Source organism: Streptomyces sp. NPDC030820 (assembly GCF_055572075.1).
In genome coordinates this window covers 1-21,880 of the sequence record NZ_JBVIEB010000032.1, presented here as the reverse complement: position 1 = coordinate 21,880, position 21,880 = coordinate 1, and the positions used below count along the sequence as shown (strand labels likewise).

Sequence of the window (21,880 nt, the reverse complement as noted above, 5' to 3'; positions counted from 1 at the left end):
AAGCGACATCACCAGGCGCTCATCGCCCTCGCCCGACGCCGCGTCAACGTGCTCTACGCCATCCTGCGTGACCGCCGGCCCTACCAGGACCGACCTCAACTCCGTCTCGTGGCTTGACTTCAGCATTAGGCAGCGGCCCCCTTCCGGGAGGGCCGGCGGCGCCTCGCCGGGCGCGCCAGCGGAACGACGTTGAACAGCTCCGGGGCGTGCGCCTCGATCACCTCGGCGGCGATGCGGGCCACGTCGTCCCGGCAGGCTGCTGAACTCCGGGTCAGCGAGGATGTCGCGCGCCGCGTCCAAGCGGGCCGCACGCTCCTCGTCCGTCTCGCCCTCAGCCCCGAGCCAGAGCTCAATCGGGGTGCCAAGGGCCAGCTCCACGAAGTCCTCTGCCGATACGGCCTGTTGATGGCCGACATACGTGTGCATGGTGCTCTCCTGAGTCGAAGGAGCAGGGAGAACCGCGGCGACGGGCGACCTTGCTGGGGAGTACCAGCGCCGCGGATTTCAGATTGACCTAGGTCAATCTGAATGTCAAGGGGAACCATCGGAGGAACCGGAGATTGACCTAGGTCCGGCTACTCTCGTAGTCATGGAGCAGAGCCCAGAAGTGCCCAAGCAGGCACCCACGGCCAAGGAGATCGCCGCCGATTTCCGGGCGAAGATCACGGGTCCGAACCCCTCGTACGAACCGGGCGATCAGCTGCCGGCGGCTCGCAGGCTCGCCAAAGACCTCGGCGTGCAGCTCATGACCGTGCAGAGCGCATACGGGCAGCTCCGTGACGAGGGGCTCGTGCTTACCCAGCAGGGTCGCGGAACCTTCGTCCGCGACCCGTCGGTACCGCTCGGCACCGAGCCGGGCAGCAGCCCCGCGTTCACCGCGCTGTCGGCTGAACTCAGCGCGATCCACGACGCGCTTCGTTCGCTCGGCGAGCGGCTTGATCGCCTGGAACGGCTCGTCGGTGACGAGACTCCACCCGCGCCGTGAGCCTGTCCGCACGCCCCAGTAGTCGTTCAGCCGTGGCTCGCGCCTCGCTCAGGCTCTCTTTGATCAGGGCAAGTTCGGCGGGGCTCAGGCCGCCCGACTCGCCGCTCTGCTCATTGATCCCTGACATGCCAATGAGCATGCGACCCAAAACAGCAGAGGACCCGGACAGACTGTCCGGGTCCTGTTCCTTGCAGGTCAGCCAGGTTAACGACTCGTCATTGGGCGGCTTGCTCCACGGCGTCCAGCACTGCCGTCCACGGGAGTTCACGCCCGGCCGGCGCATCCCTCGGCTCGTACAAGGGCCAGACATCCGGGCCGTAGACGAGATGCACTCCTCCCGCCCGGAGAGCGTCGAGGTGCCCTTGCCACGCGGGGTGGCGAGCGTGCGCCGCGTTCACCCGCGGGAAAACGACGACGGGGAGATCGAGAGTGCCGATGGCCTCGCCAACCTGCGTCAGCGCCTGGTTGTCCATCAGGCCGGTCGCAAGCTTTGCGACCATGTTGGCGGACGCGGGGGCGACCACGTAGCAGTCAACCGGCGGATGTGGCCGGGCCTCGCCAGGCAGACGGGGCTCGTCGCGCACGGGCAGGCCGGTCAACTTCTCCAAGCGTTCATGCTCGCCGCTCGTGCGCAGCCACTGTCCGGCGGTCGGCGTGAGCGTGACAGCCACCCGCCATCCACGACCTATGGCGGGCTCCACGAGACCGGTGCGCAACGCTTCTACGCCCCCGGCCGCTGAGCCGACGACTCCGAGCACCCCACGATTGCCTGAACTCACTGCACCGCCCTGCACCGCTGAGCCATCGCGAACACGTCCGACGAACGCGAGCCGCCCGTCACAGGGGACTGCTTGATCAGGTCTCGCAGCGTCTCGCGCACCCTCGGATTGTTGCGTACGAGCTGCGGCGACGTGCGCTCAGCCGTACGCAACTCTGCGAAGGCATCATCACCCTGCCTGGCGAGCGACAGGGCACGCGCGAAGTCAATGCGGTGCGAGACGCTGCGTTCCTGCGGCATGTGGTCGACGTTGATCCGGCCGTGCTCCACCACGTACGAGACGTTGTCAAGGTCCAGCTCAATAGACAGTCGGTGGAGCAGCACGTTCGTCGGCCCGAAACCGGTCTGCCAGTAGTTTTCGTCCGAACCGAGATCGTCAGCGAGTTCCGAGGCACGGTTCAGCAGTGCCGTCGCGGTAGGCCGGTCTTGATGGCGCGCCGCCGCGACGGCGGCGCGCAGGTGAATCATTCCCAGCAGGCTGAGCGCCGCCGGGTTGTGATCAGTTACCTGAGACGACAGCCAGGCTGCGGCCGTGTTGCCCAGTTCCAGGGCGTCGTCATAGCGCCCGTTGGCCAGCAGAGCGTGTGTACCCGAACGTGCGGCGGACGCCAGCACGAGCGGATCATCCGACTCGTCAGCGGCTCGCATCGCACGCTCGGCTGCGAGCCACGAGATGTCCGACTCGCCGATCTTGGCTAGTGTCGTAGCCGCAAGGTGGTGCGTGCGGGCCGACACTGCCCAGCAGTCACCACGGTCCTCGCCTCGGCGCGCCGCTCGCTCCTCAAGCTCCTGAGCTGTCTGGAGCAGCGCAGGCAGTGCAGCGATGACGCTGCCGAGCCGGCCGCCCTGGTAGTCGTTCCACGCCTGCTCCACGCGCACGGCCACAGGGACAGGCGTCGGCAGCTGAGCCTCAGCGTCCGGCCCGAAGAGGAGACGGGACAGCCGGCGCGGGCTCATAAGGGCGTCGCGCACAGCGGGGACGTCGTCCTGTTGCCGCTCGTCTTCCATGAGGACGGTCTGTCCGAGCAGGTCTCCGAGGGGCACGCGCAGGATGCGCGACAGCTCCGCGAGCATGTCGATGCGGGGCGGCTTCCTGCGACCGGTCTCGATCTTCGCCAGCCAGTCAGTGCTCCGACCGACCAGGCCGGCCAGCACCTCTTGCGTGTAGCCGCGGCGCCTGCGGTAGAACGCGATGCGCTCGCCGATGCTGAGGTGATCTCCAAGACCACGCATGGGGTGTTGCCTCCCGCTGCTGAGTAGGGGCGCCTTTCACGGTACCGACGCGGCGGGGAACCGGTAAGTGATCACAGCCTTTCCGCCACCATGACCAGCGTGCGGCAGCGAAGGGGCCAGAACCCGGACGGACTGTCCGGGTCCGATGGAACCCCGCTGGGAGGTGTCCGCACTGTCCGGCTGTCCGGTTCTGCCTCTCACCTGCATAAATGGCCCGGACAGCTCGTAATGCCGGTGTCCGGGCTGTCCGCTCACAGACGGCTGCAACACTCCGGGAGTGTTGCAGCCCGTCGGCGAAGCCGAACTCTCAATAGGCGTAGGAGCCGGAGGCGACTTCCAATCTGCTCTGCCTGAGAGACGTGAACTGCGGAACGCGAAACTGTCGCTACCTGATCAAGGCGGCTCGCTCCGCTCACCGCGCGCGGCCCGGCCCCCGGCCGGGCCTGCGCTCCTGCCTTCGTCCCGCTCCAGCCCGGCCGGCGCCCGTGCCGCGCAGACAGCAATCAGACGCCTGATGCCAGAGAAGGCGTACGTCGTGGCTGGGGCGGTCGGCTCCACGGCTTTACGGAGCCACTTTGGCGCGAGCCTCGAAGATCATGGCCCCAACGTCGTGCTTTACCGGGCAGGTCCACAGACTGCCCGACGCGCCGGAAGCTTACGGGGCCATGATCACTCGCGCCAAAGCAGCGCCACCCCAAAGCCGCTCCGCCGACCTCTGTTTTCAGGCCTCAGCTGAACCGCAGCCCAAACAAGCCCCCATCTTCAGAGGCCGGGGCCTCGGCGTATGAGGACCACACGTACGACGCTGTCGAGGACGTGGGGAGGGGAGGGTCAGTCGCTGCTGCCAGCGGCAGGTGGTCGACTGAGCCAGGCTGAATCAGACTTGGCCCGGGTCGCTCCAGGCGTGGCGGACTGGAGCGACGCTGAAGCGAGGAGGCTGAGCTTGTCGGCGCTTTCGGAGCCGGGCTCCGGGTGGTAGATGACGAGCATGATGCCGTCGGTCCCGTTGACCAGCAGTTTCTCGCGGTCCAGGGTGATAGCGCCGAGCTGGGGATGAGCGAAGGTGATGGTAGCGGTGGTGCGCCGGTTCCCGGCATCGTGGCGGGCCCATAGCTGGCGGAAGTGCGGGCTGGCTACTGAGAGTTCCCCGACCAGCTCGATCACGCGTGGGTCATCGGCATCGGTGCCGACCGAGTTGCGGAAGCTCGCAACCAGACCGGCGGTGGTTTGTTCCCATGCGGGGAACATCGCCGCCTCGGCCTGGTCGAGGAAGAGGTCCCTGAGCCGGTTGCGTCCTGTCGTCAGACGGGGCGAGAAGGCGGTAGCCAGCCGGTTTGCGACCAGTACGTCGAGGTAGCGGCCCTCGACGAACGCGGGCAGGTCGAGGGTCTCGACCAAGCGAGCCGTGCTGGGCGGCACGACTTCGCGCCGCGGGCGTCGATTCCTGCGTCGCGGTCTGCCGTCCACGAGGCTGAGGAGATAGGTGTCGTCATCCAGGTGCAACACCCGCGCGATGGCCTGCAGCACCTGGACCGAGGGGTTGCGGTCGCGGCCCTGTTCGAGACGCAGGTAGTACTCGGCGCTGATGCCCGCGAGCATGGCGACCTCCTCCCGGCGCAGCCCCGGGACGCGCCGTTGCCCAAGGACCGGGATTCCGGCCTGCTCGGGGGTGACAAGTTCGCGGCGTGCACGAAGGTACTCGCCCAGCAGGTTCGGCTCCCTGTCCATGGCTACCAGCGTAAGCAGCCAGCCGGGTGCCCTGCCTGTCCCTGGCACTACCAGTGTCGGGAGGACCCTGGTAGTGCCTCCCCGCGCACCCTCATGCTGGCCGGACAAGAGCCGCAAGAGGATCAACCCTGGCGCGGCAGCCGGCCACGGTGCTTCGACCCAGTGGCCGGGCAGCTTCGATGGCAAGGAGTGCGTGAGATGTCCCAACAACACATCCTGGTGACCGGGGGCTCAGGTTTCATCGGCGGGCATGTCGTGCTTGAGGCCCTGGCCCGGGGGCATCAGGTGCGGTCCACCGTCCGGTCCCTGGACCGGGAGAAGGCAGTGCGCGCCTCTCTGAGTGAGGCTGGTATGACAGTCGGTGACCGCCTTGAGTTCGTCGCCGCTGATCTGACACGTGAGGAGGGCTGGCCCCAGGCTCTCGACGGTATCGACCGTGTCATCCACGTGGCCTCACCGGTCATGCCAGGACACGTCGAGAACGAGGAAGAGGTCATCGCCCCCGCTCGCGAGGGCACGTTGCGGGTGCTGCGGGCGGCACGCGACGCGAACGTGGCACGTGTGGTCCTCACCTCGGCGTTCCATGCGGTCGCCTGGGGGCACCCGCACGACGACCGCGTCTTCACCGAGGAGGACTGGACCGTCCTGGACGGCCCCGGTACCGACGCCTACGGGCGCAGCAAGACGCTCGCCGAGCGTGCGGCCTGGGACTTCGTCGCCGAGGACGGCGGCGAAATGGAGTTGACCACACTGCTCCCGGTCGCCGTGATGGGCCCTGTGCTGAGTGCGGAGGTTTCCGGAGCCAACCGTGTTGTCCAGCGACTCCTCACCGGGCAGATGCCCGGACTGTTGAACCTGTACTACCCCGTGGTCGACGTGCGCGACATCGCTGCAGCTCACGTCACCGCCGCAACCACGCCCGGGGCTGCCGGGCAGCGGCTCCTCCTGGGCAGCAGCCCCGCGCTGAAGATGGCTGAGATCGCCGACATGCTGCGAACCCATCTCGACCAGGCCGCAGCTCGCGTTCCCACCGAGGGCATCCCCGATGAGACCGTGCGGGCCGGCGCCGCCACCAACCCTGCGCTGCGCTCGGCCGTTCAAGACCTGGGCTATGCCCGCCGCTTCTCCACCGACAAGGCGCGCGACATCCTGGGGTGGAAGCCCCGCCCAAGCCTCAACGCCGTCGTAGCAGCCGGTCAAAGTATGGTCGACCAGGGCCTTGTTATGGCGTGACACCCCCGTGCAACCCGCTTCTTCCCGCAGCCATCCGCCATGTGACAACCAGCAGGTCACGAGCAAGCCGATGGTTGCTGTACAGCAGCGAAGTACAGCAACCATCACAACCGCAGCCAACCGGCAAAGACCTTCAAAGGCCCCACGACCAGCGTCCTGCACCGCAATGACCATCCGGCCGAGAGTTCGGGACCAAGAGGTCTTCCCCAGGCTGGCAGCAGCCGACGGTGAAGACCGGGCCGTCTCTGGGCCGTCCGAGGTCACTCGATGCCGACCGACAACGACAAAAGCCCACGACATCTGAGCTGGTCAGAGCCGTGGGCTTCGTCAGTCCCACTGGTCGGCGGGACCCGTGATCAGTAGACCGGCTACTGATCACCGCTACCCGGCCGGCCAACCGACCGTGCCCCATCCGTGCCCGATCGAGCGGGAAACCACGGGGAACGACGGAGACCAGCGGGCACAGCAGAACGCAACGGCCCCTGACCGTGTCTCCTGGTCAGGGGCCGTCAACCTGCGCGGTGGGTGTGGGATTTGAACCCACGGTGACTTGCGCCACGACGGTTTTCAAGACCGTGTACGGCTTGGCTCGCCCATTGAGGCTTTCCCGACGTCTCAGCAGACATCGACCATTCCGAATTGCGTCAGCCTATCAGCAATCAGGCGCCGCCTCTCATGAGGCTTGCGGCTAACTGCAGAATTCATGCGTCCAATACGTCTTCCCTTGCCCGTATTCCCCGTAAAAGTCAATACAGTTATTGGGGGCGTAAACTTTGACTGGACCGGCGTAATATCCGTAGTATCCGCCATCCTCTACCCAGTGATCGGGGCCGTCGCTATAGACCGAAATTCCGACCCCAAGGTAGGGCTTAATGGAACTGCTCGGCTTCTCATTGACCGTAATTGCACAATTGTACCCATTTGAATAGTAGACCTCAACGTGGGCCGGGTGGTCACCGAGCGAAAATTTCCCAAGTAGGTTTCCAGGGCAGGCAGATGCCGCCTGGGCTTGTACGGGAGCGGCAAGTACCGAAAGCCCTAGAAGGCTTGCAGTCATGGCAGCCCGCAGGATGAGTCTCTTCTTTGAAGTAATTCGCATTGATATTCCCTTTCAAGTTCTGCCCATATGTGCGATAACGCACAGGGGAGACTAGCACAGGCATTAACCGGGAGAGGGCGGGTGGCGTTTTGCGGCCAATTTGGCTTGATTCCGCCGTGAAATCAGGTCGGCAGTGGGGCACCCGCTAGCTCGGCCTTGGAAGCCGCAGGTCACTGGCAACACCCCAGCCGCTCCCCTAAAGCGCTGCTCACAGCAGCTGCCCACGGCGGTGGCGGCAGCGCTGACGGCAACGACGGCCGCCGGGCAACGGCACTCCACAGCCCAGAGCGGCACTGGCAAGGTACCGTCTGTTCCGCCACCAAGGGCTTCTAAGCGCCGGTCCCAGGGCGTCATGATCTACCGATGGATGAGTACGCCTTGCCCACAGACCCTGAAGTGCCGATCGCTGACGCGGTCTGTTCGAATTGGGCGGCAACCGTCGAGGCCCTGCCTGTAGGCACCCGGATCACCGGCGACGTCATCGGTCGCCAGCGCTTCGGTGTCTTCATACGCATAGACGGCGCGCCGTACGCCGTAGCGCTGGCGGAGATCACGGCCATGCCGCACGGGATGGACCTCCCGGCCCTCGGGGCCTTCGTCAGCGGGGAGGTCATCTGGCATGCCGCCCGCAACCACCAGGTCAAGGTCCGGCTCGATGAGTGGCGGGCAGCCGAGGAGTGATCTTCGCTGGGCCGTCCCTGGGCCGTCCAAGGCCGCTCAATGGCGACCGATGACGCCTAGTAACGACAGTCGTAGCGACCGACAGCCCAGGTCATCCGATTGGATCTGCGACACTGGTACCACCATGCCCAAGCCCGGAGGACTGGCCTAATGGTTCAGTGGGTGACATCCGTGCCTGACATCAACGAGCACGGACGTTGGCGGATCTGGGCAGTTCGGCCCGGTCTGATGGGCGCCCGTCAGGATGCGACGAGCAGGCCCACAGGGAGCGTGGGATCGAACTCCTAAAGCGGGTGTCACGGCAGTTCCGTCAGCGCCAGGCCATCGCGGTACCAAACGTCACGCAGCTCGGCCTTGTGCGACTTGGAGGACGTGCGCGCGACCATCGCTGGCAGAGCACTCCAGCAGCAGCGTGCTCGCGCCGGCCGACTTCAGCGAGAAATTTCGCTCTATCTCATTAGTCGGCATCGAAAGCTTCGCGGATAGCTTTGAACTCCCTCTGTCCGCGGAGCTTGTCGGCCTCATCTAGGTAATGTTGAAGTTCAGCCCTTCGCTCTGGCGACAGGTTGTCACGCTTAAGCATTTTGTTAATCGTTCGGCAAGAGCGCCATACCTTGAAGTGAACACCCCAGCGCCCGCCCTGCTCCTTAAGCATGGGAAAAACCGCACCCGTGACAGCAGCGAAGCCGGGAGCGGACCATGCAAGGATCGTCGACCACACGCTGTCTTGCGGCACTTGATGGCTGAGAGACAGCATCAGCGTGCCACCAAGGCCGCCACCCGCGGCGGCAATGTTGCGAGTCTTCGGTGTGGTCGGCGACCGACGGGGCGTAGAGCTCCGTTTCCTTTGCCCCGGTACGGTAGATGTTGCCGGTCTACCGTTGAGGCTCGGAGCACCCTCTACGCTCGGAGTGCTCTCTCCGCTGGTGGCGCCCTCTCCGTTCGCGACACCCTCGCTGTTGAGGTCTGTGTTGGTGGAGTCAGTCACTCTCCACCTCGTGGCGCGCCTTTGCTTCTGCCGCTACATATCTGCGTAAGAATGCCTCGGCATCAGCCTCAGAGGCTTTCCTGTGAACTTCGCTCTTCGCGGATTCTGATCCCATCAAGATCGCCAGCGTGCCGAGAAGATCACTGTCACTACGCACGATGCGATGCACAGCGTCTCGCGCGCCGCGAGTGATCAGCAAGGCGGCGAGCGCCCCCAGGCCAGCCCCCGAGGTGGCAGTGATCACATTGACCCACGTGTCACTCATTCAGTCACCTCCCGTCTGGCCAACGGTTACTGAGTACCCATCACCTAACCACGGTAGCCCATGGGCGGACCGCGGAACCACTGAACTTACGAGCCTGCGCACTGCCCGTCGGCACTTGCCGCTGCTCGCGCTGGGCAATGGCAGTTCCCGGATCTACCCGCCGCGCCCAACACAGCAGCCGCGCCCTGATCCACAAAGCCTCCAGTGACCAGACGAGACCGAGGTCATACCCGTGACACCGAGCCACGACGACAGAGGTACGGCACCCCCCTGCAACTGCGAGCGCTATGTCCGGGGTGCTCGGCCCCGAACCACATGGAGTCACGGAGACGAGCGGACAGCGACCAGCAACGGAAAGCAAGCGTCCCCTCTACGCAGCAATCTGGTCGCGGCGAAGGAACCAACGGCAATGACGGCAACGAGCGCGGACGACGACAGCCCCCGGCAACCGGTCGCGGAAGTGACGCAGACGGGGTTGGCCAGGTCGCTGGGGTGTGCCCGCATCTCTACGCGCCTGTCCTGCCGAGTCCCGCCGGGTGCGGCACCAGAGGCACTGCGCATCGAAGCCCGGATCCCACACCACAGACGCCCGGTCCGGCCGCAGCTTCGACACACCTCCGACACACTCCGGGTCGCAGGCGCCCTCCGACACACTCCGCCGCAGGTCAGAGGGCTATGAGGGGCGATCTACGCATTCACTCCGGAGCCGTGTGCGCAGGTTCGAATCCTGCCGGGGGCACCCTGTATGAGGTGCCCAAAGACCCCGTCACCAGCGGAAACGCTGAGGCCGGGGTCTTCGCGTTTATGCAGGCGTATGCGGCCCGGAGCTGCCGTATGTCGGGGTCCGTGGACGAGGCGTGGACGGGATCTTGGAGCGTTCTCCCAGGTAAGCCCGCAAAACGATGTGGCCCCGCGCCCGGGACAGGTGTGGGGCCACAGCGCAAGGCTGTACCGACTCCCCTAGTCGGCGGTGACCCCCCAGTAGGCGATCTGCGCGGGCCTACCGTCGCGGTAGAGCACTGTACAGTTCCCCCGGGCGCGGCCTGGGAAGTCCAACTGCTCGGAGTCGAGCGCGGCGTCCCACTCCTCGTAGGTGGGCCGGCCGTGAGGAGCCCACGCTCGCACCTCGTCATCGGTCAGCGGCCGCATGAACGGACCGTCATCGGTGTCCGCGGCCTCGATCATGAGAGGGAAGTCCAACACGGAGCCCGTGCCGCCGGTGAAGATGTACTCATGCCACTCCGGGTCGCGCCACAGTTCCTCGACGGACCGCCCCTCGAAGCCGTGGTTGTCCCGCGCCAGCTCGTCTTCCTGCTCCTGCCGGAACGCGGCCGCCAGATCACGCTGATACGGGCCCGTGTGCGTCCATGCGTTGCCACCCATCCGCGTCCCCTCTCCACTCGAACTGCTTGTTCAAGAGCGGAGCGTAAGAGACGGCACTGACAGGGCCCCTCGCCCCGACGACGGCCACACCCTGGAAACCACCCACAGGCCCCGCAGGGAAGGCCGGCAGCTCGCTGAGACGCACCGACTCAGGCCAGACTCCAAGCCTGGCGATGGCGAGCGACGCCGTACACCTGCTCCACCTGGTCGGCCGTGAGAACGCCTGAGAGGGGAGCGAGTGCCGATACCTGGCGCTCCTGGTACACCCGGACATCGAGCTGCGTAGCGACCACCTTCAGCTCGGTGACACCCACGAAGACGAGCACCGGCTCCACCGGCACCGAGAAGTCGCAATAGCGCTCAAGCACTCGGGCGACCCGCTTGGCCTCCGCCCGGCTCTTGCGTGCGTAGGGTGCCGGTTTCCCGTGATCGACTTTCACGGAATCGTCCCCCACCCATACGGCCCGCTTGTGGTGGTGCTTCGTATTGATGCTGAACACTCCCCCAGGCCCGATCAGTAAGTGATCGATATCCACTTTGTTGGCCAAGGGAACGGAGTGCAGGACGCGCCAGCCGTAGCGCCCCAAGCGGTTCAACTCGGCTCCCACTCGCCGCTCCCCCGCCAATCCCTTTCGCCAGGAGTCCCATTCGGAGGGCCGCCGAAGTAGCCGTGAAACGACTCGCTCCATCAGCCCCGGGCCGTATTCGGCGAGCAGATCACGCAACGCCTGCCCGGGACGGTTGACGGCCAGGTCGTCGGCCGGCGTCAGAGGCGGCAGCATCGGACGCGCCTGAACCTCCGGCGCCCTGTCTGGCGGGACAGGCTCGGTGAGGTTCTGTAAGTGCTTCGTGAGCACGGCGATCACGTCGTCACGACACTCGGCCCGCAAAACCGTGATGTCCCCCGTCGTGACGTCCGCCCAACCGACCGCGGTGCCATCAGCCAGGTTGGCGTACAGACGATCATGCCCGTAGCGCATCCATCGTGTGACGTGCAGCTCCACAAGGCCCCCCTGCTCCCGCATTGACGTTGCCGACATGCCAGCAGCAAGCCAGAGGAGGCCACAAGACCGCAGGGCAAGCATTCGCGGCCCCGCTCGCTCTATCGGATGAAGCATCGCCGCAGGTAGGGCCGGAATCACTAAAGGACCCAGACAACAGGCGGGGCTTTCACTCGGAAGCGCACGCAGCAGCCGGACTCGCGTGACCCGGAAGAGCCCAGGCCAGCGAGGGGCTTCATCGTCCCGAGCGAGGGCTGACAGGTAGGGCGGCCCCGGCAGGCGCAACCGGCGGACGGGAACGAAGAAGCCCCAGCCGGGATGTACCCACCAGCTGGGGCCTCTCTTGCGTGTGGCGTTACAGGGGGCGGATGTTCTCCGCCTGCGGGCCCTTCTGGCCCTGCGTAACGTCGAACTCGACCTTCTGGCCCTCCTGCAGCTCGCGGAAGCCCTGGGCGACGATGTTCGAGTAGTGGGCGAAGACGTCGGGGCCGCCACCCTCCTGCTCGATGAAGCCGAAGCCCTTTTCCGCGTTGAACCACTTCACAGTGCCCTTGGCCATGTGCCTGTCTCCTTCGAGGGGACTCGTATCGGGTCCCGCACCGTGCGGGTCCCGGAGGTGATCGCCCTGGTCCGGAGAGGCGTTGAACAGCAAAAACGCCCGCGATGCGATCACGGGCGAACGGGACTTCGGAACCACGACTGCTGATTACGACGCTACACCGGCTGGTGTAGCTCGGCCACAAGACACCACGACGACAACGCGACCCCCGTGGGGCAACCGCCGCCACTGACAGCCGTCCCCCGAATGCGCCTCACCTGCCGTTGGGCGAGGCTGAGGCTATGGCTGAGCGTCGCGTGATCGTGTTCCCGCCCGGAGAGGGTGGCGGCCGTCGCATCCAGGTCGGCAGCGAGACGCTGGGAACCGCATACAGCCTGCATGACCTGAGCGTGTTCCTGGAGCGTGCCGGCCTGGAGGGGTTGGACGTGGTGGACCTGGTGAACTCGCCGCTGATCGAGTGGCACGGTGGCGGCCCGGAGGTATGGGAGCGCTGAACGCCCGTCGGTGGGCTGGCGGCCGTCGTCACCTGTTCGACGCACAGCGGTCGCTGACGCACGCGGGTTCGCGTTCGCTGGGACCAAGCCCGGCATGCGACCGGAGCTCGCCCCCCATCAAGCCAAGGAGACACAGCCATGGACCAAGGCAAGATCCATGAGTGGAACGCGGACCCGGGCGAGGGAAGCATCAAGAACGACCAAGGTGGTCCCGTGCTGTACTTCACGGTAGACGACCTCGTGATCGACCCCGACGAGATCCATCCCGGGGACACCGTCTCGTTCCAGATCCAAGGACCGGGACGCGCGGCCAAGGTCAACAAGGCCTGAGTCTCGACAGCAGCGCGCGGCAGGCACCACCCGAAGGTGAACGGGTGGTGCCTGCGTGGGTTTCTGGGCCGTGCAGATCGGCCGCGGCCTGGTCGTGAAGGACCTAGCGAGGTAGGACGAAGGCCCCAGGCAACATGCCTGGGGTCTCGGTGTGGGAGTAGGTTGTCTCACTCGTACTCGCGGAGCAGGTCCTCGATCCGCCGGTTGGCGACGTCCTGCCGTCCGTCGAGGCACTTCGCATACCGGGTCAGCAGGACCTCAACGCTGTTGCCGGCGCGCTCGGCAACTTCGGTGGGATCGACTCCGGCATTGAGCCACGTCGACAGCGCCGAGTGCCGGAGGTCGTACGGCCTACTCGCGAGCGGCGAGGCCGCAACGGCCGGTGGGAGCGCTAGGAGCCGGGCTTCCTGCCACACGCGGTAGTAGGTCGAGGACGGGACGACCGAGCCCTTCTCGCTGAAGAAGAGCCGCCCGTCTTCCGCCGTGCCGAACGTAGCGAGGTGTTCCCGCAGCACTGCTACGAGCTGGGGTGGAATAGGCACGCGCCGAACGTCCTCAACCGGCCGATTCTTCAGCCCGCGGTCGTCGTGGGTCTCCCCCGAGTCAGTCCACTGCTTGCCGACCGAAGGACGAGTCCGGTGGAGTAGCGCGGATCCCCAGCCCTGGTCGGGTAGGACGAGGTCAGTCTCCACCAAGCCGACCGCCTCAGCAGGACGGAGGCCACCGAAGTACATCGCTGCGAACAGCCCGACAAGACGCCGGCCGCGAGCACGCCGGTGGCCGCCCACGTAGGACACTGCCGCCAGGAGATTCCGGGCCTGCTCCGGGTTGGCGACAACGCGCGGATCGACCTGGTTCGAGACCTTGGGCTTCTGCCAGCGAACCGCCGTGATCGGATTCTCACGCAGCTCCCCCAGGTCGACGGCGTAATTCGCAGCATTGACGAGGATTCGGCGCTTACGCCGTACGGTCTCGGCTGCTGCCGCTGTGCCATCGAGCTTGAGTTTCAGGGAGTCGAGCACAGCCCGGGCCGTGGCGGGCTCCGCCAGGTCAGCGAGCGGACGAGAGGCTTTGGACACCCAGTCCAGTACGTTTTGCACATCCTCCGGGACGTCCCGATCGCTAGGCCCAGGCAATACGAAAGCCCAATTTCGCAGCGCCTTACGAATCGCCTCATCTGATGGTCGTCCTGCGCGCTCGCTGAAGAGCTCCACCGTCACGCTCGTCAGGGATTCGTTGATCCCGTCCCGTGTGTTGGGGGCTGCGTGAGGCCACTTCATCGCGAGATACCTCAGAGCGAAGTCATACCAGGAGAGTTCCGGCTTCTGCTCTTCCATTGACGCGGGAAGGCCGGACTCGGTATCAAACTCCTCCCCCTCTCTCGTAGCCCGCATGAGCTTGGCGCGGTAGTGCTCGGCAAGTGCCTTTGTCCGGAAGCTCTCGGAGAAGACGTTGCCAGCGACATTCCAGCGAACGCCGTATGAAGGGACCCTGGTGTCCCGCTTCCGGACACCCCAGACCTTCACGTCGAGAGACTTCACGCTGCCGCCTCCAGCTGCCGCAACCACGTGCGGAAATCACTACGCCAGACGCGCAGTTCTCCGTTCGGGAGCTTGAAGGCGGCGGGTCCCTGCCCTAGCTCACGCCACCGATAGAACGTCCGCCGGGAAACCCCGCCGAGTTCGTCGAGGATCTGCGGAACGGTCATCAGCTCGTCTTTCACGTCAGGCTCCTTCCGTGGCGGCAAGTTCTTCGTGGGCGGTTTCGCGGTTGAGTTGGAGATCACGGGCGATCGTGGCGGCGAGGACGGACTCGCCGGGGGTGTGGCCGTGGCCGGCGTACTGCCAGTCGGCGAGGACCAGGACGGTGTCCGGCTCGGTGTCGTCCGGGCCGAGGGCTTCGCGTTCCTGGGCAGCGCGGTAGTCGGCGCGGGCCTGGCGCAGGGCGCCGAGGGTGGTGGAGTAGCGGCGGGACTTGGAGCTGAAGTGGCCGCGGAAGCCGAGCATGTGGGCCCAGCGGGCGAGGTGGCGGTCCGGGTAGAGCGGCTGCAGCTGTACGCAGGCGGCCATGAGACGGCGGGCGTGATCGGGGATGTCCAGCCGGGCGAGGTCTTCGCCCAGGCCGGTGCCGCGGCAGGTGGCGCACTGGCTGAGTGCGGAACCCGTGCGGTCGTACAGCCGGGATCGGCCTGTTCCCCGGCACGAGCGGCAGTAGATGGCCGTGTCGGTGGAGCCCGTGTTCTCGGCGGCTTTGGTGGCGTACTTGGCGACGTAGGAGGCCACGGCCTGTTCGGTGATCTCCGAGCCGTCGCCAAAGGCTTTCACGGGGCGGACGTCGAGCTGGGTGCCCCAGCGGAAGGTGCGCGCGGGCTGGTCGCCTGCGGCCGGCACCGAGACAGAGGTGTAGGAGTGCGCGGCGGCGGCGCGGATCGCGTCGGCGAGGAGGCCAACCGTCGCCCAGGACGGCGGCGGGGTGTCCGGGCCTTCGGGTCCGTCGATGCGGATCACGGCGTGGAAGTGCACGGCACCGCGTTTCTGGAACTCAGCGACCTTGCCGAACGAGAGCCGGGCACGTTCCTTCAGCTCGCGTTGGGTCAGGCCTGCGCGGGCGGCGATCTCGCGGCGGAGCCGGTTGGTGAAGCGCTGCCAGAGCTGTCCGGCGTGGTTGTTGAAGAGCACGGCGCCCGCGTAGTCGTACCGCTCCGGGTCGAGGGCGGTGCCGAGCGCGGGGTCGTCGGCGTGGTGGCGGGTGCCGCAGCGGCAGACGCCGCGGTCGGGCCGGTTGTGCACACGGCCGAAGGACGGGGCGGTGAGGGTGGCGAAGACGCGGGGGTGGTCGCGGACGGTGGCGGGGATGTCGCGGCGGTCGTCGCCCGCGAGGCCCGCGCGGATGAGATGGTAGGTGTCCCCGGCGTAGGTCCAGGCGCAGGACGGGCAGCGGGAGGCGCGGCGGTTGCCGCACGCGACGCGCAGGCTGCCGCCGGGCTCGTTCTCGGTGGAGTAGTGATGCAGAGTCTGGCCGGTGGTCTTGTCCTTGTGGAGGATCCAGCCGCGCAGGTGGATGGGGTCGGCGCAGCCGCCGGTGCGGCGGATCTGCTCTTCCCAGCGGTGGTAGTCGTCGGCCGAGGCCACCCTCAGCACGTCGCCGAGGGTGGTCGGATCGAGCAGCGCGTCAGGCACGGGCGCCCTCCCGGACACGGGCCGGGCGTGTGCCGGCGCCCTGGCAGGCCGGGCAGTCGACGGTGATCGTGCGCAGGTGACCTCGCTGGTCACGGCCGCCGAGGGTGATAGCAGCGGAGGCGAAGCCGTCGCAATCAGGGCAGACGCGGGGCGCAGGTGTGGGGCGGTCGGTCATGATGGTGATTCCTTTCGATTGCGGTTGGAGGGAACGGCCCCGGGTGGCGGCGTGCTTGGCGGCTTGTGCGCCACCCGGCGGCTGGTCAGTGAGAGGCGTAGAGCCTCGACGGCCCCGGCCCTTGGCGGCGTACATGGCTGCGTCGGCAGCGGCGAGTGCGTCGGTCAGGGTGGGCACCGGGAGGTCGGCGAGGTGGCAGGCGCCGATCGAGGCGGCTAGCGGTAGCGACATACCGCCGTGGTGCAGCGGCCCGGTGCAGTGCGACGGTGAGCGTGTCGAGGTCGGCGGCGGCCAGATCCGGGACGACGGCGACGAACTCGTCTCCGCCCAGTCGGCCTGCGGTGCCGTTGTGGCCGCACCAGGTGCGCAGCCGGTCGGCGGTGGCGATGAGGGCGGCGTCCCCGGCGGCGTGGCCGTGGGTGTCGTTGAGGGTCTTGAAGTGGTCGAGGTCGACCAGGAGGACGGCGGCGCCTGGGTGCCGGCGGATGCAGTGTTCGGCTCGGGCGGCCCATCCGGTCCGGGTGAGCAGGCCGGTGAGCGGGTCGCGGCGGGCGCAGGCGAGGCGGCGGGCGAGGATGCCGCCGTGCAGGGCCCAGCCGAGTAACGGCACGAGGCTCGCGGCTGACTGCAGATCCATGACGTTCTCCCTCAGTGATGGCGGTTGGGGCGGAGCCCGGTCTCGGGAGGGGTGGCGGCGTGCTTGGCGGTGTGTGCGCCACCCGACGGGCGGTCAGCGGCGCTTAGCGTCGGCGGTGATGAGCGAGCGGATCACCAGGGCGCAGACGGCGACCGAGGCCGCGGTGATGGCGACAGCCAGGAGCATGGAGACCAGGACGGCGCCGACGACCATGACCACGGCCGTGCCGCCACCGACGAGAGCGACCACCGCACCGGGCGTGAGCTGGACGGTGGGCCGGACGGGAGCCGAGGACTCCGGAACAGGCGCGGGGTCGATCGAGTGCTGTGCCACGGTGGTCGGCTCGACGACCATGGGCGGGACGATGCGACCGGTCGGCATCGGGTTGGTCGGGACTTTGGGGCGGAGCATGGCTGGGCGTTTCCTTCCTGATCGGTTATTTGAGGAAGCTGTCGATGGCAGGGGCGAGAACGCTGTCGGCGAGGAGGAAGCCGCCCAGGAGGAGCACGGCGACGAGCCAGGCAGGCGGGCGGATGAGCTTGACGCCGAGGTAGCCGACGACGAGCAGAGCGAGCCAGAGCGGAACCTGCACGGGTGGCCTCCTTCAGCGGACGCGGCAGCGGTGGGTGCGGGCGGCGAGCTGTGCGGCGGAGGAGCTGGAGTAGTCGGCGGACCAGCCGCACCGGTCGTTCGTGCACACGGCGGCGTGTTTGGTGTGGCCGTGGCGGTCGCGGTGGGTGCCGATCTGCACCGGGCCGATCCGCATCACGGAGTGGAAGTGGTCACGGGCAGGCATGACGGTGGTTCTCCCTTCGGGGTCAGGCGAGTTGGGCGGCGATGGCGTCGGCCAGCTAAGCCGGGACGCCGAGCCGTGCGCGCAGGGTCTCGGTGTCGATCCGAGTGCCGGTGCGGGCCTGGTGGTCGGCGGCGACCTTGCGGGCGTGCTCGACCAGCACGGCCGGAACTGCGGGCGCCGGGTCGGCGGCCGGAAGGGCCGGGGCGTCCTCATTCGCGGTGACCGGGGCGGCGTCAGGCTCCGGATCCGGGATGGGATCAGGTTCGGTGTGGGGTGATGGGTCGGGGGCTGCGGGCGTCGGCGGTTGCGGTTCCCGGTGCTCGCTGGAGTGGGCGAGGAGGGTGCCGCCGAGGAAGGCGAGGGCGGGCCATCCGGCGATGCCGAGGCGGAGCAGGGCGGGAGGGTTGGCCAGGTCGAGGAATCCTGCGGTGGCGATGTTGGCGCCGAGTGAGGCGAACAGGGCGATCACGAACCAGGACCAGGCCAGCCGGGACGGCCCCTCGCTGCGGAGCCGTCGCCAGGCGGCGACCAGGAGCAGGTCGACGCTGACCGGGTAGGCCCAGGCCTTCCAGCCGTCCTGTCCGGCAGCGGCGGCCAGATCGTGCAGGTGAGCGAAGGACAGCGCCCCGGCAATGACGGCTTGGACGAGCACAGCGTCGATGCGCAGTCGCGAGGCCATGACCGGTCACCTCGCTCCGGGTCGGCCGTTGGCCAGAGCAATGGCTTTCAGGACGCGGTCGAGGTTGGTGGCGTCCAGGCCGCTGACGGCGTCGCCGAGCGGGATGCGGGCGGCGGTGTCAGCGAGGGAGGCGACGATGGCCAGGATGCGCAGTTCCCCGCTGGATGCGGGCAGCTCCTTGGCTTCCAGGGCCTGGACGACCTTGAGCCAGTCGACGCCGTACGCTGCCGGCTCGGACCTGGAGTAGTCGATGAGCAGCAGGCCGGGCCGTTCGGCCAGCCGCTTGATCCACAGGCCGTGATCGACGAGGAGGCCGATCGCGGCCCGCAGGGCCGGGGAGCCGTCCGCCTTCGCCAGGAGGGTGTCGGCCAGCCCGTCAGGGTCGATGGTCACGGTGCCGTTGTCGGTGTCGTACCAGGGGCAGTCGCGTTCGTCGTGGTCGATGCCGGTCTCGTCGCCGTCGACGTCGCCGCAGTGCTCGCAGAACACGGATTGCTCCCTTCTGTGTTGAGGCATGGAGGGGGTAGGGACCTGGCGCGAAGGCGGTCGCGCGGACCGAGGGGGCTGGAAGGGTCAGGCAGTGGCCGGGGCGGCCTTGGACAGCGGCACCAGAGCCGCAGGAGTGCCAGTCAGCGCGGGCCGGAAGGGCGCCAGTTCGGGCAGTTCCGGGGTGCGGTGGGCGTGCCGGTTGCAGATGTTGGCGGCCTGGCGGAGCGAGGTGTGGGGGGCGCGGATGCGGTGCCAACCGCCAGTCGAGTCGGCGACGATGGCGATGCCGCGCATCTCGGCGGGGATCTGGATGGCGGCCAGGACGGCGTCCGGGGAGATGTCGCCGAAGGCCATGTTCGCCGAGGCTTCGTCGTTGACACGGTGCGCGGTGCGGCCGGTGAGCTGGGCGCGGAGCATGGTGATGCCCTTGCCGAGTTCGGAGCCGAAGCGCTGTCCGCAGATTTCGAGGTAGATGCCGGCGGCGCGTCCGAGCTGGGCGAGGCGGACCAGGGCAGTGATGATGCGGTCGCGTCGCTTCTCCTCGTCTTTGGTGGCGAAGAGTGCGAGTTCGGCGACCTCGTCGACCAGGACCACGACCGGGGTCGGGCGGATGTCGTCGGGCAGGTCCCAGATATCGGCGGCGATCTCCGCGTCCGGGACATCCGCGGTGATGCGCTGCTCGGCGCGGATGAGCTGGTAGATCTCCCCCATGCGGGTCACGAGGGCGTCGAGGAGTTCGGCTGCGGTGTCGGGGTTGTCGGCCAGGGCGGTGAACCGGCGGGCCAGCGGGAACAGCTCGACCCCCTGCTTGCAGTCGATGCCGACCAGGGCGACGTCCATCGGGGCGAGGCCGGCGACCAGGTTGCGCTGGTAGACGGACTTGCCGGACTCGGTGGCGCCCAGGGTGAGGGCGTGGGGTATTACCCGGTAGTCGCGGTAGTGGACCGAGCCGTCCTGCCGTAGGGCCACCGGGACCCGCATCGGACGGGTGTCGGTCGTGGCGGGCATCTGCACCCGCTTGAGCACGTCGTAGCCGGTCATCCGCACCTCGACCACACCCGAGCGGAGCTCCCGCGAGGTGACACCGTACATGGAGAACGAGTGCCGCAGCCGGTCGGAGGCGGCAGCGACGTCGAAGGCGTCCTGCCCCGGGCGGAGCTTGAGCCTCAGGACCAGGCCGGTCCGGGTAGGACGCAGCCGCAGGATCCGCGGCGGGCGCGATTCCGGGGCGGCCCGGTTGGTGGCCCGGGCTAACGCCAGCCGCCACCGCGACGGCGGGACAGTCAGGCCGCACGCATCCATGACGGAGGCGTAGCGGACCAGCACCCGCAACGTCGCGAGGGTGACCCCGAAGGTCAGCCAGTACCAGGCGGGGCGCCGCCACCGCAGCAGACCCGCAGCGGCAACGACCAGCACCAGCGAGACCGTGAACCGGGTCATGATCAGGCCGCCTTCACCGAGTCACTGGCGGCGAGCGAGGTGACCGCGACCGCGCGGAACGCGATGCCGTGCCGCTTCTGGCCGTTGAAGTCGTTCTCCCACGGGCGGGCGATCAGCCCGTGAGCGCGACCGGGGTACCCATGGTCAGCTCACCGGAGATGCCCGGCTCCGGGACGGTGACGGAAAGGATCTCGACCTCGTCGTTCGCCGCGAACATCACGTCCACGGTCATCAGCTTCGCGCCGGTCTCGGCGTCGGTGGCGATCTCACCGGTACGGCGGTCCTTGACCTTGGGCTGAGGGGTCTTGGCGACCATCACGGTCGCGGCGGATGTGTCGACAGGGATCTGACGCATGATGGAACTCCCTTGAGAGGGACGGGAGCGGCGCACTTGCTTGGCGGTGGGTCGCCGCTCCCGTGCGTTGGCGGATGACCGCAGCAAAGCTGCGACTATTTGCACCTCCAACTGGTGCGCACCAGAAGGTTGCATCTGGTGCGCACCAGATGTCAAGCGCTGTCGCGGCTTCGGCTTCTCAACTCGCCTTACTGCGACGGTTCTAAGGAACCGCCCAGACCAACACACCGGTAGCCAACAGGGGTTAACACCTGACGCGTTAACCCCTGCCGACCTGCACTGATGTAAGGCATGCTGCTATTAGGTCCCTGGAACCCAAGCAGGACGGCGTGACGTGACGAACGGACTCAGGGCGGCAAGGAACGCACGGGAGTGGTCGCAAGAGCGGCTGGTCCGGGAGATTGAGCGCTATGCGCGACAGCACATACTCGACGTCGCATCGACATCCAGCCTGCGCGTGTACGTCTCGGAGTGGGAGAACGGCCGGCGCCAGATCTCAGCTCGCTACGCAAAGATCCTTCGGGCACTCCTCGGCGTCACAGACGACGAACTAACTGGCAAAACAGCGCCGTTGGCCCCGCCGCCCACAGCAGACGGGTACGACGAGCTCATGGGCCGGATTGATGCGGCTCGCAGCATCAGCCTGACCATGGTCACCACGTTCATGGATCAGACAGAGCTGCTGCGGACCATGGACCGGCAGATGGGTGCCGCCAGCCTGGTCGATCAGATGACGGCCCACCTGGCGACTCTGGAAGACGCCCTCACCTTCGCCGTACTTCCCGAGACCCGGCGCCCGGTTGCCCGAGCACTGGCTGGAGCCGCAACCCTGGCAGCCTGGCAAGCACTCGACGTCGGCGCGGTCGAACGTGCCTGGCGTCACTACGAGTTAGGCAAACGAGCTGCCCAAGAAGCCGAAGAGCCGATGTACCTCGCACACGCCACTGCCGAGCAGGCCTACGTGCTGTGTGATGCAGGACGCGCGCCCATGGCCGTACAGCTGATACGCGATGCTCAGCGACTCGGAGGCAAGGCCATGTCTCCACGCCTCACAGCCTGGCTGTATGCAGCCGAGGCCGAGATCTGCGCTCGAGCAGGCATGCCCAAGGACTGCCAGCGCGCGCTAGATGTATTGATCACGAGCGTTGTTAACGCTGGCCGGTCTTGATCGTGGCGAAGGCCCCCGTGTGTGGTGGAGGTGTCGAATCTTCACCGCACGGAGGCCTTCGTGTCCCACCGTAATGCCCGGCTGACCGTTCACGGCAGGCGACTGCTCGTCGAACGTGTCCGCTCCGGCCGTCCCGTCGCCCACGTCGCCGCAGAGATGGGCATCTCCCGTCCCACAGCCCACAAGTGGATCCGGCGCTGGCGTT

At 67.3% G+C, this 21,880-nt stretch carries 24 protein-coding genes and 2 pseudogenes; 7 read left to right on the top strand and 19 right to left on the bottom strand.

What is annotated here, in order from left to right; translation table 11 throughout:
• Nucleotides 1-589 precede the first annotated feature (589 nt).
• Nucleotides 590-985, top strand: coding sequence for a GntR family transcriptional regulator (locus tag ACZ418_RS42595; RefSeq protein WP_468374188.1), 396 nt, complete (start codon nt 590-592; stop codon nt 983-985).
• Nucleotides 986-1,200: 215 nt separating this feature from the next.
• On the opposite strand, the gene ACZ418_RS42590 is transcribed toward ACZ418_RS42595, so the two are convergent.
• The 3 genes from ACZ418_RS42590 to ACZ418_RS42580 all read right to left on the bottom strand — a co-directional run bounded on the left by ACZ418_RS42590 (nt 1,201) and on the right by ACZ418_RS42580 (nt 4,724).
• The gene (locus ACZ418_RS42590; protein ID WP_468374184.1) at nt 1,201-1,743 is read right to left on the bottom strand and encodes a flavoprotein; all 543 of its coding nucleotides are present in this window, start codon (nt 1,741-1,743) and stop codon (nt 1,201-1,203) included.
• 17 nt (nt 1,744-1,760) lie between these two features.
• Nucleotides 1,761-2,996 carry a helix-turn-helix domain-containing protein gene (locus tag ACZ418_RS42585; protein WP_468374181.1) on the bottom strand — a complete coding sequence of 412 codons (1,236 nt, stop codon included), beginning with the start codon at nt 2,994-2,996 and terminating at the stop codon, nt 1,761-1,763.
• Between the two features lie 831 nt (nt 2,997-3,827).
• Nucleotides 3,828-4,724 (bottom strand): helix-turn-helix domain-containing protein, encoded by an 897-nt coding sequence (locus tag ACZ418_RS42580; RefSeq protein ID WP_468374178.1) that lies wholly within the window; start codon nt 4,722-4,724, stop codon nt 3,828-3,830.
• 198 nt (nt 4,725-4,922) lie between these two features.
• On the opposite strand from ACZ418_RS42580, the gene ACZ418_RS42575 reads away from it, so the two are divergent.
• A complete protein-coding gene (locus tag ACZ418_RS42575; protein ID WP_468374175.1) occupies nt 4,923-5,957 on the top strand; it encodes an NAD-dependent epimerase/dehydratase family protein in 1,035 nt (344 codons plus the stop codon).
• 1,495 nt (nt 5,958-7,452) lie between these two features.
• Complete coding sequence (locus tag ACZ418_RS42570) at nt 7,453-7,737, top strand: S1 domain-containing protein (protein WP_468374173.1); 285 nt, start codon at nt 7,453-7,455, stop codon at nt 7,735-7,737.
• 980 nt (nt 7,738-8,717) lie between these two features.
• On the opposite strand, the gene ACZ418_RS42565 is transcribed toward ACZ418_RS42570, so the two are convergent.
• From ACZ418_RS42565 to ACZ418_RS42550, 4 genes are all read right to left on the bottom strand, one after another.
• Nucleotides 8,718-8,990 (bottom strand): hypothetical protein, encoded by a 273-nt coding sequence (locus ACZ418_RS42565; RefSeq protein ID WP_468374170.1) that lies wholly within the window; start codon nt 8,988-8,990, stop codon nt 8,718-8,720.
• 960 nt (nt 8,991-9,950) lie between these two features.
• Nucleotides 9,951-10,373 carry a hypothetical protein gene (locus tag ACZ418_RS42560; RefSeq protein WP_468374167.1) on the bottom strand — a complete coding sequence of 141 codons (423 nt, stop codon included), beginning with the start codon at nt 10,371-10,373 and terminating at the stop codon, nt 9,951-9,953.
• A 149-nt stretch (nt 10,374-10,522) separates the two neighbouring features.
• The gene (locus tag ACZ418_RS42555; RefSeq protein ID WP_468374164.1) at nt 10,523-11,377 is read right to left on the bottom strand and encodes a nuclease-related domain-containing protein; all 855 of its coding nucleotides are present in this window, start codon (nt 11,375-11,377) and stop codon (nt 10,523-10,525) included.
• 352 nt (nt 11,378-11,729) lie between these two features.
• Complete coding sequence (locus ACZ418_RS42550; protein WP_067045496.1) at nt 11,730-11,933, bottom strand: cold-shock protein; 204 nt, start codon at nt 11,931-11,933, stop codon at nt 11,730-11,732.
• A gap of 281 nt (nt 11,934-12,214) precedes the next feature.
• Between ACZ418_RS42550 and ACZ418_RS42545 the strand changes: the two genes are divergently transcribed.
• Nucleotides 12,215-12,427: a hypothetical protein gene (locus tag ACZ418_RS42545; RefSeq protein WP_153546860.1), complete on the top strand. Its 213-nt coding sequence runs from the start codon at nt 12,215-12,217 to the stop codon at nt 12,425-12,427.
• Between the two features lie 138 nt (nt 12,428-12,565).
• Nucleotides 12,566-12,757: a hypothetical protein gene (locus tag ACZ418_RS42540; RefSeq protein WP_067045490.1), complete on the top strand. Its 192-nt coding sequence runs from the start codon at nt 12,566-12,568 to the stop codon at nt 12,755-12,757.
• Between the two features lie 167 nt (nt 12,758-12,924).
• On the opposite strand, the gene ACZ418_RS42535 is transcribed toward ACZ418_RS42540, so the two are convergent.
• The 12 genes and pseudogenes from ACZ418_RS42535 to ACZ418_RS42480 form a co-directional block, all read right to left on the bottom strand.
• Nucleotides 12,925-14,298: a tyrosine-type recombinase/integrase gene (locus ACZ418_RS42535; protein WP_468374160.1), complete on the bottom strand. Its 1,374-nt coding sequence runs from the start codon at nt 14,296-14,298 to the stop codon at nt 12,925-12,927.
• The gene (locus tag ACZ418_RS42530; RefSeq protein WP_161270550.1) at nt 14,295-14,465 is read right to left on the bottom strand and encodes a helix-turn-helix transcriptional regulator; all 171 of its coding nucleotides are present in this window, start codon (nt 14,463-14,465) and stop codon (nt 14,295-14,297) included. Before ACZ418_RS42530 ends, ACZ418_RS42535 begins: the two co-directional genes overlap by 4 nt.
• A 16-nt stretch (nt 14,466-14,481) precedes the next feature.
• Nucleotides 14,482-15,936, bottom strand: a complete 1,455-nt coding sequence (locus tag ACZ418_RS42525; RefSeq protein WP_468374157.1) for a replication initiator — start codon at nt 15,934-15,936, stop codon at nt 14,482-14,484.
• Complete coding sequence (locus ACZ418_RS42520) at nt 15,929-16,111, bottom strand: hypothetical protein (RefSeq protein WP_468374154.1); 183 nt, start codon at nt 16,109-16,111, stop codon at nt 15,929-15,931. Before ACZ418_RS42520 ends, ACZ418_RS42525 begins: the two co-directional genes overlap by 8 nt.
• A gap of 85 nt (nt 16,112-16,196) precedes the next feature.
• On the bottom strand, nt 16,197-16,748 hold the full coding sequence (locus tag ACZ418_RS42515; protein WP_468374151.1) for a GGDEF domain-containing protein: 552 nt from the start codon (nt 16,746-16,748) through the stop codon (nt 16,197-16,199).
• A 93-nt stretch (nt 16,749-16,841) separates the two neighbouring features.
• Nucleotides 16,842-17,159, bottom strand: a complete 318-nt coding sequence (locus tag ACZ418_RS42510; RefSeq protein ID WP_468374147.1) for a SpdD-like protein — start codon at nt 17,157-17,159, stop codon at nt 16,842-16,844.
• Between the two features lie 25 nt (nt 17,160-17,184).
• Nucleotides 17,185-17,340 (bottom strand): hypothetical protein, encoded by a 156-nt coding sequence (locus ACZ418_RS42505; RefSeq protein ID WP_365332885.1) that lies wholly within the window; start codon nt 17,338-17,340, stop codon nt 17,185-17,187.
• Between the two features lie 12 nt (nt 17,341-17,352).
• Nucleotides 17,353-17,544 carry a mobile element transfer protein gene (locus ACZ418_RS42500; protein WP_453120090.1) on the bottom strand — a complete coding sequence of 64 codons (192 nt, stop codon included), beginning with the start codon at nt 17,542-17,544 and terminating at the stop codon, nt 17,353-17,355.
• 55 nt (nt 17,545-17,599) lie between these two features.
• Nucleotides 17,600-18,223 carry a DUF2637 domain-containing protein gene (locus ACZ418_RS42495; RefSeq protein ID WP_468374143.1) on the bottom strand — a complete coding sequence of 208 codons (624 nt, stop codon included), beginning with the start codon at nt 18,221-18,223 and terminating at the stop codon, nt 17,600-17,602.
• A gap of 6 nt (nt 18,224-18,229) precedes the next feature.
• Nucleotides 18,230-18,712: a hypothetical protein gene (locus ACZ418_RS42490; protein ID WP_468374140.1), complete on the bottom strand. Its 483-nt coding sequence runs from the start codon at nt 18,710-18,712 to the stop codon at nt 18,230-18,232.
• 84 nt (nt 18,713-18,796) lie between these two features.
• Nucleotides 18,797-20,152: an FtsK/SpoIIIE domain-containing protein gene (locus ACZ418_RS42485; RefSeq protein ID WP_468374137.1), complete on the bottom strand. Its 1,356-nt coding sequence runs from the start codon at nt 20,150-20,152 to the stop codon at nt 18,797-18,799.
• Between the two features lie 2 nt (nt 20,153-20,154).
• A pseudogene (locus ACZ418_RS42480) lies at nt 20,155-20,507 on the bottom strand (SCO3933 family regulatory protein).
• Nucleotides 20,508-20,931: 424 nt separating this feature from the next.
• Here ACZ418_RS42480 and ACZ418_RS42475 point away from each other — a divergent pair.
• Both ACZ418_RS42475 and ACZ418_RS42470 read left to right on the top strand, forming a co-directional pair.
• Nucleotides 20,932-21,636: pseudogene (locus tag ACZ418_RS42475) on the top strand (helix-turn-helix domain-containing protein); the annotation flags it as partial.
• Between the two features lie 99 nt (nt 21,637-21,735).
• Nucleotides 21,736-21,880: helix-turn-helix domain-containing protein (locus ACZ418_RS42470; RefSeq protein ID WP_468374192.1), on the top strand; the 145-nt coding region annotated here is incomplete at its 3' end.